This is a genomic window from Prauserella rugosa, assembly GCF_000719975.1.
GTDB classification, from domain to species: Bacteria; Actinomycetota; Actinomycetes; order Mycobacteriales; family Pseudonocardiaceae; genus Prauserella; species Prauserella rugosa.
The window spans coordinates 1-12,908 of sequence record NZ_JOIJ01000003.1 but is presented as its reverse complement, the minus strand read 5'-3'; the positions used below and the strand labels follow the sequence as shown (position 1 = coordinate 12,908).

Annotated in this window: 10 protein-coding genes and 1 pseudogene; 6 read left to right on the top strand and 5 right to left on the bottom strand. The window is 69.5% G+C overall.

The window, feature by feature from the left end; genetic code table 11:
• Positions 1–11 precede the first annotated feature (11 nt).
• From pdxA to IF64_RS0105075, 3 genes are read right to left on the bottom strand one after another with little or no spacing between them, the layout of a single operon-like run.
• Complete coding sequence (gene pdxA, locus IF64_RS0105085) at positions 12–1,058, bottom strand: 4-hydroxythreonine-4-phosphate dehydrogenase PdxA (RefSeq protein WP_030530831.1); 1,047 nt, start codon at positions 1,056–1,058, stop codon at positions 12–14.
• Positions 1,055–2,323: a four-carbon acid sugar kinase family protein gene (locus IF64_RS0105080; protein ID WP_030530830.1), complete on the bottom strand. Its 1,269-nt coding sequence runs from the start codon at positions 2,321–2,323 to the stop codon at positions 1,055–1,057. The genes pdxA and IF64_RS0105080 overlap by 4 nt, the downstream gene beginning before the upstream one ends.
• Complete coding sequence (locus IF64_RS0105075) at positions 2,320–3,330, bottom strand: 2-keto-3-deoxygluconate permease (protein ID WP_030530829.1); 1,011 nt, start codon at positions 3,328–3,330, stop codon at positions 2,320–2,322. Before IF64_RS0105075 ends, IF64_RS0105080 begins: the two co-directional genes overlap by 4 nt.
• Positions 3,331–3,493: 163 nt before the next feature.
• On the opposite strand from IF64_RS0105075, the gene IF64_RS0105070 reads away from it, so the two are divergent.
• On the top strand, positions 3,494–4,186 hold the full coding sequence (locus tag IF64_RS0105070; protein ID WP_048808123.1) for a DJ-1/PfpI family protein: 693 nt from the start codon (positions 3,494–3,496) through the stop codon (positions 4,184–4,186).
• Positions 4,187–4,268: 82 nt separating this feature from the next.
• Here the strand turns inward: IF64_RS0105070 and IF64_RS0105065 are convergent, their stop codons facing one another.
• The gene (locus IF64_RS0105065; protein ID WP_084705665.1) at positions 4,269–5,387 is read right to left on the bottom strand and encodes an AraC family transcriptional regulator; all 1,119 of its coding nucleotides are present in this window, start codon (positions 5,385–5,387) and stop codon (positions 4,269–4,271) included.
• A gap of 263 nt (positions 5,388–5,650) precedes the next feature.
• Here IF64_RS0105065 and IF64_RS0105060 point away from each other — a divergent pair, with 263 nt between their 5' ends.
• Genes IF64_RS0105060 through IF64_RS0105050 form a run of 3 tightly spaced genes read left to right on the top strand, consistent with a single transcriptional unit; the run spans position 5,651 to position 9,382 of the window.
• Complete coding sequence (locus IF64_RS0105060; protein WP_030530826.1) at positions 5,651–6,778, top strand: NDMA-dependent alcohol dehydrogenase; 1,128 nt, start codon at positions 5,651–5,653, stop codon at positions 6,776–6,778.
• Between the two features lie 52 nt (positions 6,779–6,830).
• Positions 6,831–7,790 carry an alpha/beta hydrolase gene (locus IF64_RS0105055; RefSeq protein WP_030530825.1) on the top strand — a complete coding sequence of 320 codons (960 nt, stop codon included), beginning with the start codon at positions 6,831–6,833 and terminating at the stop codon, positions 7,788–7,790.
• Positions 7,787–9,382 (top strand): flavin-containing monooxygenase, encoded by a 1,596-nt coding sequence (locus IF64_RS0105050; protein ID WP_030530824.1) that lies wholly within the window; start codon positions 7,787–7,789, stop codon positions 9,380–9,382. Before IF64_RS0105055 ends, IF64_RS0105050 begins: the two co-directional genes overlap by 4 nt.
• 90 nt (positions 9,383–9,472) lie before the next feature.
• Here the strand turns inward: IF64_RS0105050 and IF64_RS0105045 are convergent, their stop codons facing one another.
• A complete protein-coding gene (locus IF64_RS0105045) occupies positions 9,473–10,942 on the bottom strand; it encodes an MDR family MFS transporter (RefSeq protein WP_030530823.1) in 1,470 nt (489 codons plus the stop codon).
• 373 nt (positions 10,943–11,315) lie between these two features.
• On the opposite strand from IF64_RS0105045, the gene IF64_RS0105040 reads away from it, so the two are divergent.
• Positions 11,316–12,179 (top strand): M15 family metallopeptidase, encoded by an 864-nt coding sequence (locus IF64_RS0105040; protein ID WP_036875808.1) that lies wholly within the window; start codon positions 11,316–11,318, stop codon positions 12,177–12,179.
• A 339-nt stretch (positions 12,180–12,518) separates the two neighbouring features.
• Positions 12,519–12,908: pseudogene (locus IF64_RS27615) on the top strand (hypothetical protein); the annotation flags it as partial.

Here is a 12,908-nt window from a genome sequence, read left to right as displayed (position 1 = left end):
GCGGGCCGGCCTCAGGAGGCCGAGCCTGCCTTGGCCGTCTCCCACACCTGGTGCCATCCGGGAGCGAGCTCGGCGGCCCTGCGGGTGGCCAGTACGAGACTCGCCTCCCTGGCGGCGCCCGTGCCGGCGATGTCGAACGCGGTGCCGTGGTCGACCGACACGCGCACCACGGGAAGGCCGACGGTGATGTTCACGCCGTCGTCGCCGTACACCGCCTTGAACGGTGCGTGTCCCTGGTCGTGGTAGCAGACGACGACGAACTTCCACTTTCCCTTGACGGCCTGCGGGATCAGCGCGTCCGCGGGCAGCGGGCCGACGGCGTTGATGCCGGCGTCCTGCGCGCGCTGCACCGCCGGGGCCAGCACATCGGCGTCCTCGTCGCCGAAGAGCCGGTTCTCGCCCGCGTGCGGGTTGAGCCCCGCGACTCCGATGGCCTCGTCCGGCCTGCCCAGTGCGCTGGCGAACGAACCGACGAGCCGCAGGACGTTGTCGGTGCGCTCGGCGTCGACGCCGGTGATCGCGTCCCGCAGCGACACGTGCGTGGTGAGGTGGAAGAAATACAGCTCACCCGCCGAGAGCACGAGGCTGAAGTTGTCGACACCGAACTCGTGCGCCAGCAGCTCGGTGTGCCCCGGCCACTGGTGTCCGCCCGCGTGCATGGCGGCCTTGTTCAGCGGTGCGGTCACGATGCCGTCGACCTCGCCCGAGCGCGCGAGCGCGCACGCGCGCATCACGAACCGGGCTGCGCCGTCGCCGGCGTCGGCGCTGAGCTCGCCGTAGGGCACGTGGGCGAGCGACGGTCCATCCTGGACGACCTCGATCGTGCCGGGCTCGTTCGTCGCGTCGGCAGGCCGGTCGACGACGCGCACCACGCCGGCGTCGCGGCCCAGCACGTCGGTCACGGCGCGGCGCAGTGCGTCGGCGTCCCCGACCACCACCGGGCGGCAGAGGCCGCGGAGCTCGTCGTGGTCGAGCAGCGTCCGTGCGGTGATCTCCGGTCCGATGCCGGCCACGTCACCGAGGGTCAGGGCCAGTGTGGGCACCTGCGACTGGTTCAACGGGTACTCCTTTTCCTGCGGACCGCGCGTGCGGCCCTGATCAACACGTCGGGTTCGCCGAAGCCCCCGGCTTTCGTCGCGACGGGCAGCCGGTCGGCCCATCCGCCGACGACGGAGCCGACCGCCACACCCTGCCCGACGTCGGCGTGGCCGGTGTCGAGCCGGATGCCGGTGCCTTCGAGGCGTTCGAGCAGCGCGCGGGCGCCGTCCCCTCCGGTGACGACGATCCCGGCGGGACAGCGGGCCTGCATGAGGTGGGCGGCCGCGTCGGCGAGCCGGTGGGCCACGAGGTCGGGCGGGACATGGGGTGGGACATGGGGTGGGACATTGCCGTCGGCGCCGCTGCCGCGTTCGGGGGCGCTCAGCACGATGGTGTCGGCCGTGTCGGCGGCACGCGCCGTGGCCGTCACCGTGTCGGCGAAGGCCCGCCACGCCTCGTCGTCGAGTACTGCCGACGGATCGGGCTCGTGGTGCTCGGCACCGTCGTCGACGAGCGCACGGATCTGCCCGCGCGCCGCCGAGTGCAGGCTCGTGACCACCACGAGCACGGGTGCGCCCTGCCGGTGGTCCGGCTCCGCTGGGGGCGGCGGGGCGTGGGCGGGACGTTCGGGCCGCCGGAGCCGGGCGAGTGCTCCGGCCAGTCCCGCGGCGCCGACCGGCAGCGCGCGGTCGCCGAGTTCGTCCACCGCCCGTGCGATGCGGTCGAGATCGGCGTCGGTGGCCGCGTCGACGACCACGATCCGGCCCGCTTTCCGGAGCCGGGCCGCGTGCGCGGCAGGTCCCTCGTCGGGGTCGAGCCGCAACGACGGGGCGCCGAGCAGGGTGGGCACGTGGCTCTCGGTGACGGGCGTGACGGGGTCACGGCCGACCGACGTCGCACCGACCGGCGTGCCGTCGACGTACAGGACGCCGTCGGTCATGGTCCGGCCGACGCCGGGGAAGGCGGGGCACACGACGGCGACCACGTCCGGATCGGACGCCTCGAGCAGTGCCTCGATCTCGGCCCTGATCGGCCCGCGCAGTGTCGAGTCGATCTTCTTGAACACGTGCGTTCCCGGGGTCTGGGCGACGGCGGCCCGGACCCGCGCCGCGGCGTCCTCCTCGGAGCAGGCCCGCGAGTCGGTGCTGACGGCGACGACCTGCGCGTCCCCGTCAGCACCGCGGCGCAGGCGCAGTTCGGCCGTCCAGCCCTCCTGCGCGAACTGCACCGCCGTGTCGCCCGCTCCCGTCACGTCGTCGGCCACGATCACCGTGTCGGGTCTCATGTGGCCTCCGCCGGTGTCTCCGGTTCGGTCGGGTTCTGCGTGGTGAGTGCCCCGGACCGCTTCAGCATGAACGCCGCGATGATCGGCGCCAGGATCGCCGTGACGAGTGCCGAGGCGGCGATCTGCGCCGTGGCGGTGCCGACGTACTGCTGGAACGTCGGATCGGCCGCGGCGACGACCGCGGGGGTGGCGATCGCGTTGCCCGCGGTGGTGCCTGCGGCGAAACCGATGCCGGACATCGCGCCCCTGCGCAACAGGAAACGGTAGCCGAGGTAGACGAAGAAGCCGGTGAGCGGCGCGACGATCACGCCGAGCACGAGGCCGCTGACGCCACCGGTGACGATGTCGCCGAGATCGATGTCGGTGCCCAGTGCGAAGGCGAAGAACGGGATCACGATGTTCGGCACGGGCGCCACGATCCGGCGCCACTGGGCGTCGATGTTGCCGACGAGCACGCCCAACAGGAACGGCACGATCGCGCCGACGAGGGCCAGCAACGGGATGTCGCCGAGTCCGGAGGCGCCCAGGAACAGCAGCGTGAGGAACGGACCGTCGTTCACGGCGCTGGCGAGGTAGGCGCCGCGGTCACGTTCGTCGCCGTACTGACCGGTGAAGGCGAGCCACAGGCCACCGTTGCTGTTGTCGACCGCCGCGAGCAGCGCCAGCAGCGAGATGCCGAAGATGCCGTCGATGCCGACGAACAGGCCGAGCAGCACGGCCAGGCCGGCCGGGATGAGGCTCTTGGTCAGCAGGAGCGTGCCCGCGGTCGCGAGGATCGGACCACCGGTGCGCGCGCTGACCTGGGTACCGGTGGCGAAGATCAGCAACGCGATCAGCGGTAGCGCGCTGTCGGAGAACAATGCCGTCGTGAAGCTGCCGATCTCGAGTGCGCCGGGCGCGAACGTCCCGATCAGCGCGCCGAGGATCAGCGGGATCAGCATCAACCCACCGGGGATCCGCTGCATCGTGGCGAACAGCGGAACTCGCGACGTCTCCTGTGTGCTCACGCCGGCCTCCTTGTCGGCTCCCCGGCACACGACCGTGCACCGGTACTTGTACGCATAAGCTGTACGGACAAGATGGCACACTACGCCGTCCAGGTGAACCCCTGATCCCCGGGTGCCGACGTCTGCACCGGGGCCGGCCCTCCCGGCCGTGCAGACTGGGGACATGACCGATTCGTCGCCCCCGTTCCGGGCGGTCGCCCTGCTGTTGCCGAACCTGACGCAGTTGGACCTGACCGGCCCCGCACAGGTGTTGTCGTCGCTGCCGGAGGTCGAGCTGCAGCTCGCGTGGCGCACGACCGACCCGGTGCGGTGCGACGGCGGCTGGTCGATCGTGCCCACGGTGAGCTTCGACGATGCGCCCCAGGCGGACCTGCTGCTCGTCCCCGGAGGGCAGGGCGCCTTCGAGGTGCTCACCGACGAGGTGGTCCTGGAGTTCGTCCGCGCGCAGGCCGCAGGGGCACGCTGGGTCACCTCGGTGTGCACGGGCTCGTTCGTGCTCGCGGCGGCGGGCCTGCTCGCGGGACGACGGGCGACGAGCCACTGGGCGTCGCTGCCGATGCTCGCCGAGTTCGGGGCGGTCCCGGTACGCGAACGGATCGTGGCCGACGGCAACGTCATCACCGGCGGCGGTATCACGGCGGGAATCGACTTCGGACTGGCACTCGCCGCGGAGGTCGCGGGCGAGGAGGCGGCACGGCGGGTCCAACTGCGTCTGGAGTACGACCCCGCGCCGCCGTTCGATGCAGGCTCACCCGACCGCTTCGGAGCCGACGCGGCCGCGGAGATCGCCCGCGCGAGTCAGGAAGCCCGCAGGCCCCTCGTCGACGCGGCACTCCGGCACCTGCGCCGCACCTGAGGACATGGTGTGGACCTGTACGGCGGGGCCGCTCCGTCGACGTCGTTGAAGTGGGGACGTCGTCGAAGCGGGGCCGGTGGGGTCACGGGGTGGCGGTCGGGTTGTCCCAGCGGCGCCGAGCCCGCGCGAAACTCGACCATTCCTGATATCCGAGTCGGCGGGCGATCTCGTAGCGGGGGATCGACGGGTCGTGGAGGAGGTTCTCGGCGACGACGCGGCGAACCTCGTCGAGCACGGCCCGGAACGTGGTGCCCTCGCTCTCCAGTCGGCGCCGCAGTGTCCGCGGCGCGTAGTGCAGCCGGTCGGCGACCGTTTCGAGGCTGAGGTCGAGCGAGGTCTGATCGAGCAGGAACGCTCGCACCCGCGCCGCGACTCCGGTCCGATGTAGACGTTCCGCGCGGAGACGTTCGCATTGGGCAGCCATGAGTTTCGCCGTGTGCCGGTTCGCCATCGGCGGCACCCGGTCGAGATAGGACGCGTCGAACACGAGCTCGGTGCGCGGCCGGTCGAACGACACGGGCACCCGGAAGTAGTCGTGATACACCGCCGGGGCCGCCGCGGCCCATGCGGGAAAGGCGAACCGGACCTCGCGCAGGGGCACGCGAGGCGCACCGGGGAACAGTTCGCGTTGGATCTGCACGGTCGCGGCCACGTCCCGCTCGACGGCGAACCGCCGCACATCCGGTGGCACGTCATCGGCCTCCATCGCCAGCACGTAGTCACCGTGGTCGCCGACGTGGGCCGTCATCGTGGAGAACGCGAACGTCAGCAGGGCATAGCGCAGGCCCTGCTGCACGGTCTCGTGGACCGACGAGCACGCGGCGAGCAGATAGCCGAAGTGTCCGTAGGCGGTCAGGTGGTATCGCGCGCCCAGTTCGACGCCGAGACCCGGACGGTCGTCGAAGGCCTCGACCAGATTGCGGATGACGGTCAGTTCCTGGTGCGCCTCGATCAGTTCGACCGGATCGGGCAGCAGTTCCGGGTCGATCCGTGACCCGCGGAGGAGGTCGCCGGGCGGGCAGCCGTGCTCGGCCGCCCAGTCGAGCAGGATCGACACCCCCACCATCGTGCGCGGGTGGTCCCAGGAGTCGGCGATCGCGGCGATGACGCGGTTGGAGTCCTCCGGGGCCGGCATGCGGCGTGTGGCGGCGGGCGGTCCCGCGATCGGCGGGACCGCGTCGGCGGCGACGCCGGACTCCATCTGGCCAGTTTCGCCGAGCCGTGACACGGCCGTCAACACGTCCGGACTCCCAGGTCGCGCGGCATGTCCCGGTCCGTGTTCACCGCTGCCCCGATCCGGACGGTGGCCGGAACGGTCGGGTTGTGGCCGCGACGGCGCTATGGCGGTGAGCCGCCGTGCTCGTACGTTGATCCGTGACCGGCGTCACAGTGCTGTGGCCGGCTGGTTCGCGGTCGCACCGGACCGGATGACGCACCTGTTCATCGGCGCACAGGAGGCATCGCATGAAGGTGAAGGCGGCAGTTCTCGAGGAGATCGGCGCCCCGTGGCGGATCTCCGACATCGATCTCGGCGACCCGGTGGCCGGTGAGGTGCAGGTGTGCCTCGCCGCGTCGGGTCTGTGCCATTCCGATGCCCACCTCGTCTCGGGCGCCAGCCCCGCGGCGTTCCTTCCCGTCGTGGGCGGACACGAAGGTGCCGGGGTGGTCACCAAGGTGGGGCCCGGCGTGCGCGGACTGGAGGAGGGCGATCACGTCGTGCTCGCGTTCATCCCCGCGTGCGGGACGTGCCCGGCGTGCGCGTCGGGGCTGCAGAACCTGTGCGACGAGGGTGCCGGTCTGCTGACGGGCAGGTCGATCGCCGACGGCACGTTCCGGGTGCACGTCGGTGGTCGTCCGGCGGTGCAGATGTGCCTGCTGGGCACGTTCTCGCCGTACGTCACGGTCAACCAGGCGTCCGTGGTGAAGATCGAGAAGGACGTACCGCTCGACAAGGCCGCCCTGCTCGGGTGCGGGGTGTCGACGGGATGGGGATCGGCCACGGAGATCGGCAACACGCGCCCCGGCGACACCGTGGTCGTCATGGGCGTCGGCGGGGTCGGCATCAACGCGGTGCAGGGCGCCGCGTTCGCCGGGGCGCGGCACGTGATCGCCGTCGACCCGGTGGAGTACAAGCGCAAGATGGCGATGCACTTCGGGGCCACGCACACGTACGCCTCCGTCGAGGAGGCCACCGAGGAGCTGCCCGACCTGACGTGGGGGCGTAACGCCGAGCTGGTCGTCATCACCGTCGGCGAGATCCGCGGCGAACACATCCAGCAGGCGCTGGGCATGACCGCCAAGGGCGGCCAGGTCGTCGTCACCGGCATGGGCGACTTCCGTGATCTCGACGTCCAGCTGAACCTCTTCGAACTCACCCTCATGCAGAAACGGGTGCAGGGAGCCATCTTCGGCGGCATCGGACCACGCGAGCAGATCCCGAAATTGCTGCAGCTGTACCGCGCGGGCCACCTCAAACTCGACGAACTCGTGTCGACGACCTACCGACTCGAGGACATCAACCAGGGGTACCAGGACCTCGCCGACGGCAAGAACCTGCGCGGAATCATCACCTTCTCCGACTCCGACCACTGAGGACACCGACCACTGAGTGGACACCGCTGACCGAGGACACCGAGGAGTAGCCATGCCTTTGGACACCGCGTCGCAGGCCTTTCTCGCGCAGCTGGCCGAGTCCGGGACGCCCCCGATCCACGAGTCGACGCCGGCGATCGCGCGGATGAGCGGCCCGATCTTCGCCGGCATGAGCGGGCCGGGTCCGGACGTGGCCCGGGTGCGCAACGTCAAGCTCGACGGCGGGGACGGCGGAACGTTCCGCGTGCGCGTACTGGAACCGCACGGCACGCCGCAGGCCGTCATCGTGTACTTCCACGGCGGCGGGTGGGTGATCGGCGACATCGATCTGCAGTACGACCACGTCGGCCGCCGGTTGGCGACCGAGACCTCGTCCACCGTCGTGCTCGTCAACTACCGCAAGGCACCGGAACACCCGTTTCCGGCCGCCGTCGAGGACAGCTACACGGGACTGCGATGGGCGGCAGCCCACGCCGACGAGATCGCACCGCCGGGGGCGCCGCTGATCGTGGCGGGCGACAGTGCGGGCGGAAACCTCGCAGCGGTGATGACCCTGCGCGCTCGTGACCACGGCGGACCGGACATCGACTACCAGGCACTCGTCTACCCGGTAACCGACTGTGACTTCGACACGTCGTCCTATGTGGACCCGGAGAACCAGCTGTTGCTGAACAGGGAGACGATGCGCTGGTTCTGGAACCACTATCTACCCGACGAACGGGCCCGCACGAAGCCGGAGGCCTCACCGTTACGGGCGGCCGAGCACGCCGGACTGCCACCCGCGCTGGTGTACGTCGCCAGGTACGACCCGCTGCACGACGAGGGCGTCGCCTACGCACGCGCACTCGAGCGGGCCGGCGTCCCCGTCGCGCTCGAGGAGGCCGCCGACCAGATGCACGCCTTCTTCCAGATGGCCGCCATCTTGCCCGGCTACGAGGCCGGTGTCCGCCTGGTGTCGCGGCACATCAACGAGTTCGTCGCCGAACACGGAAAGGTGGGTGCAGTGCAGTGACCGAACGGGTCGACCACGACGTCGTCGTCATCGGAGCGGGCTTCGCCGGGTTGTACCAGCTGATCAGGCTCCGCGAGCTCGGCTACGACGTGCGCGTGCTCGAGGCCGGCGACGACGTCGGCGGCACGTGGTACTGGAACCGGTACCCGGGTGCGCGATGCGACATCGAGTCGATCGAGTACTCCTACTCGTTCGACGAAGCCCTGGAGCAGGAGTGGAACTGGAGCGAACGGTACGCGTCGCAACCGGAGATCCTGGAGTACATCCGGCACGTCGCGGACCGCTACGACCTGCGCCGCGACATCGAGTTCGGCACCACCGTGGAATCCCTGGCCTGGGACGACGAGGCCGAACGGTGGATCGTGACCGGCGCCGACGGCCGGCAGCGCAGCGCGCGGTACGTCGTCGCGGCCACCGGATGCCTGTCGGTGCCCTCCCGGCCCGAGTTCGACGGGATGGCGGATTTCTCGGGCGAGCTGTACTGGACGTCGCGGTGGCCGCACGACGGCGTCGACCTCGAAGGCAAGCGGGTCGCGGTGATCGGAACCGGGTCGTCGGGGTTGCAGACGATCACGGAGATCGCTCCCGTCGTGGGGTCGTTGACCGTCTATCAGCGGACGCCGTCGTACGCCGTGCCCGCCCACAACGGCCCCGCGGCGCCGCGGCTGGAACAGGTGAAACCGGCGTATCCGGCGTTCCGCGAGGAGAGCAGGCTCGCGCGGCTCGGCTTCCACTGCGACGAGGAGGGCGCGGGCTACTACGCCGAGACCGACGGCGCCGACGTGACCAGGGAACTGGACCGGCGATGGTCGGACGGCGGGTTGTGCTTCACGCAGGCGTTCCGCGACGTGCTGTTCGACGTGAAGGCCAACGAGACGCTCGCCGACTACGTGCGCGACCGCATCCGCGAGAAGGTGCGTGATCCGGAGACCGCCGAGAAACTCATCCCGCGGTCCTACCCGATCGGCGCGAAACGCATGTGTGTCGACACCGGCTACTTCGAGGTCTACAACCTGCCCACGGTGTCGCTTGTGGACATCGGGCAGGAGCCGATCCACCGGTTCACCGAACGGGGAATTCGCTCGGGCGAGACGGAGCGGGAGTTCGACGTGATCATCATGGCGACCGGCTTCGACGCGATGACCGGCGCGCTGTTGGCGATGGACGTACGCAACGGCAGCCGGACGTTGCGGGAGAAGTGGGAGGCGGGACCGCGCACCTACCTCGGTCTCATGACGGAGGGATTCCCGAACCTGTTCATGATCACCGGACCGCAGAGTCCGTCGGTGCTGTCGAACATGATGACGTCCATCGAGTACCACGTCGACTGGGTGACGCGGGCGCTCGAACACCTGCGATCCCGTGGGCTGCACCGGATGGAACCGGATCGTGCGGCCGAGGACAACTGGGTGAACACGACGAACGACATCGGCGATCTGACGCTCATGCCACGGGCGGCCTCGTGGTACATGGGCGCGAACATCCCGGGCAAACAACGGGTGTTCATGCCGTTCGTCGGAGGGGTGGGGACGTACAAGCAGATCGGCGACGGCGTGGCGGTCGCCGGCTACCACGGGTTCGAACTGGCCTGAGCAACCCGCGGCTCACGCCGTGAACGGCTCCGCCTCGCCGGAACGGCCGCCGCGGTGCGGGGCACGCCTGCGCGCGCCCCGCACCGGCGGTCAGTGGACGGGAGCGCCACCGTCGGCGTGTGCCTTCTCCTTGCTGAGGAACAGCGACGTCACGACGGCGGCCAGACCGATGACACCGGCGACCATGAAGGCGACCCGCAGCCCGTCGGAATCGGGTCCGGGAGCGCCGGCCGCGCTGCCGACCGCGGCGACCGTCACGAACACCGCCGTGCCGAACGCGCCCGCCACCTGCTGCAGGGTCGCGAGAATGGCGCTGCCGTGCGAGTGCAGATGCTCGGTCAGTGACCCGAGAGCCTGGGTCATCAGCGGCGTCATCATCAGGCCGAGGCCGGTCATCATGATCACGTGGTAGACGACCACGGTCACCATGGACGAATCGGGCCCGAGCGTCGTGTACAGCCAGAGACCGCCCGCCATGGCGATCGTCCCGGGAATCACCAGCGGCCGTGGCCCCACCCGGTCGTACAGCGCACCGACCGGACGGCCGAGCAGGCCCAGCACGAGTCCACCGGGCAGGACGGCCAGGCCGCTCTCGAACGTCGACGCGCCGATGACGGTCTGCAGGTACAGCGGCAGCAGGATCGACGCCACGCCGAGCAGGCACATGAACAACAGGCCGGTCAGCGTGAGCGAGACGACGAAGTCGCGGATCGTGAACGGACGCAGGTCGAGCAGCGCCCGGTCGGCGCGCTGGAGGGAGAGCTGCCTGCGCACGAACACCACCAGGGCGGCGGCGCCGACGACGATCGGCAGCCACGGCGGCACGAGGTGTGCCCCGCCGCCACTCTCGCCGATCGACGACAGTCCGTAGAGCAGTCCGCCGAACCCGAGCGCCGACAGGATCACCGACAGTACGTCCAACGGCACCCGGCGTGTCTCACTGTGCAGCTGCAACCACTTCGCACCGATCAACAGCGCCGCGACCGACAGCGGGAGCACGAGCCAGAACATCCAGCGCCAGCCCAGGCCGGACAGGATCGCCCCGCCGATCGTGGGGCCCAGTGCGGGCGCGACCGCGATCACGATGCCGATGGTGCCCATCGTCGAACCGCGGCGTTCCTCGGGCACGAGGCGCATGACCGACGTCATGAGCAACGGGATCATCACCGCGGTGCCGCACGCCTGGATCACGCGACCGGCCAGCAGTACGGCGAACACCGGCGCCAGTGCCGACACGAGCGTGCCCGTACTGAACAGCGTCAACGACGTCAGGAACACCTGCCGCGGCGTGTAGCGCTCCAGCAGGAACCCGGTGATCGGGATGATGACCGCCATCGTCAGCAGGAAGCCGCTGGTCAACCACTGGGCGGTCGTCGTCGCGACGTGCAGCTCGGTGCTGAGGTCGCGCAGCGCCACGCTCAGGATCGTCTCGTTGAGGATCATGACGAAGGCGGACGCCACCAGCATGCCGATCAGCAACATCGCCTTCGGCTCCGCGGTGTTCCGATCATGCTGCCCAGGTTCGTCCGACCGTGCGTCGGCGTGGGCAGTGTCTGTCATGGGTCCCCCTTCGTGAACGGAGTGAACGGTGCCGACCCCACGAGCGCTGTGGTGCGGCCGCGGGCGCGCGTCGACCCGACGCCCTGGAGGCTCCAACGCGCGGAAGGTCGAAACTATGCCCGCCGTTCGACGCGGCAAACGTACGGCGTACGGCGAACGACGGCGCGACAAGGCCGCGGCGTCGTTCCTGGATGAGTCTAGGTTGGCACACCGACGGTTTGGCGAGCCAGCCGGTTTCGCGGTACGCGAAGTTCGGTGACCTGTGTCTCATTCGCGGCGTACGTCACGAGAGGTCCCGCGAGGGGTCCACAGTGGAGCTTCTGCGGCATTCGGGTGTCTTGCCCGGCCGCACCCGCGGTGCTAAGAATCGCGCATGACGGTGACTTCACGGTGGAAACGGGTCGTGTCCGGGCTTGTCGCGGTCGTCGCACTCGGTGCGGCACACGCCGGTACGGCGGCGGCCGACGGGATCAACGGCGACGGTACGAGCGGCGACAGGACGAGTGGCGACGCAGTAGGGGAGCGGCACGCCGATCGCGCTCCGGAGTCGTTCGTCGCGCTCAGTGACGTCGACCCGACGATCCTGCATGACATCCGTTACGTCACCCACCACAACTTCGTCGGCAGGCCGGTCCGCGGCTACCAGGAACCGTTGTGCCTGCTGACCGACGAGACCGCCCAGGCCCTCCGCCGCGCCCAGCAGGCAGCCCTGTCCCGCGGCTACACCCTCAAGGTCTACGACTGCTTCCGCCCGCAGCGATCCGTCGACGACTTCGTCCGCTGGGCCCAGCAGGACGGCAACGACCGCATGCGCGCCGAGTTCTACCCGCGCATCGACAAGTCCCGGCTCTTCCCCGAGGGATACATCGCCGAACAATCCGGGCACAGCCGCGGCAGCACCGTCGACCTCACCCTCGTCGAACTGCCCGCCACACCCCAACGTCCCTACGTCCCCGGCGAACCGCTCACCGAATGCTTCGCACCCCACGACGAACGGTTCCCCGACAACTCCATCGACATGGGCACCGGCTTCGACTGCTTCGACGACACCGCAGCCACCGAATCCCCCGACGTCACCGACGAGGTCCGCGACAACCGCTTCCTCCTCCGCGACATCATGGCTGACGCCGGCTTCGACGACTACCCCGTCGAATGGTGGCACTTCACCCTCTCCGACGAGCCCTACCCCGACACCTATTTCGACTTTCCCGTGTCCCGGAAATCTCTGAGTCGGTGATCGACTGATGTGATTGGGGCGGCTGGGCAGGTCTCTGGGATGGCGTTTTTCCGCTTCGCACCATTCCGTCGAACCTGGCTTTTTGTTTATCACGCTGCAGGCAGGGCGCAAGGTTGGGTTTTGGGTGTTCCGTTGGGGTGGTTTGTTGCGCCCTGCCTGCAGCGTGATGGTTTGGGGCCAGGTCGACGGGATGGCGCTTCGCTTACCGGGGGCGACTCTATTGGGTGATGGTGGGTCGCCAGTGTGTTCGGTAATGTTTTAAGCGTGAATGGTTCTGGGGGAATTTCTGATACCGCCGCCTCGGTGCGGTCTCGGCGGGCTCGGGTTGATGCTGACGAGATGGTGTTTCTTGCTTCTTTGGTTTCTGATGAGGGGGAGTGGCGGGGGTTGGCTGAGGAGTTGGCGCCTTCGCTTCGGGTGTCGCCTTTAGAGGTGGAGAGGCGGATCCGTAATGCCGTCGACTTGTCTCGGCGGATGCAGGTGGATGCGTTGTTGAGCGACAAGCTCGCCTCGGCTCCCGCCACGTCGTGGCAGCCTCGGAATTTGGCCCAGCACGCGGCTCGACTGGTCGAGAAGGTCGATCCGGGTGGGCAGGCGGAGCGGGCTCGGATGGCCCGGGCTGGGCGGCGGGTGGAGCTTGATCACGGGCCCAACGCGCAATCCCGACTCACCGCCGAGCTGCCCTCCGAGGTCGCTTCCGCCTGCTATGCCCGTGTTGATGCGATGGCA

Coding starts and splice junctions, on each gene's coding strand:
- IF64_RS0105070 (WP_048808123.1), top strand. CDS start 3,494: ATGACCGATTCGTCGCCCCCGTTCCGGGCGGTCGCCCTGCTGTTGCCG.
- IF64_RS0105065 (WP_084705665.1), bottom strand. CDS start 5,387: ATGGAGTCCGGCGTCGCCGCCGACGCGGTCCCGCCGATCGCGGGACCG.
- IF64_RS0105080 (WP_030530830.1), bottom strand. CDS start 2,323: ATGAGACCCGACACGGTGATCGTGGCCGACGACGTGACGGGAGCGGGC.
- IF64_RS0105045 (WP_030530823.1), bottom strand. CDS start 10,942: ATGACAGACACTGCCCACGCCGACGCACGGTCGGACGAACCTGGGCAG.
- IF64_RS0105060 (WP_030530826.1), top strand. CDS start 5,651: ATGAAGGTGAAGGCGGCAGTTCTCGAGGAGATCGGCGCCCCGTGGCGG.
- IF64_RS0105040 (WP_036875808.1), top strand. CDS start 11,316: ATGACGGTGACTTCACGGTGGAAACGGGTCGTGTCCGGGCTTGTCGCG.
- IF64_RS0105055 (WP_030530825.1), top strand. CDS start 6,831: ATGCCTTTGGACACCGCGTCGCAGGCCTTTCTCGCGCAGCTGGCCGAG.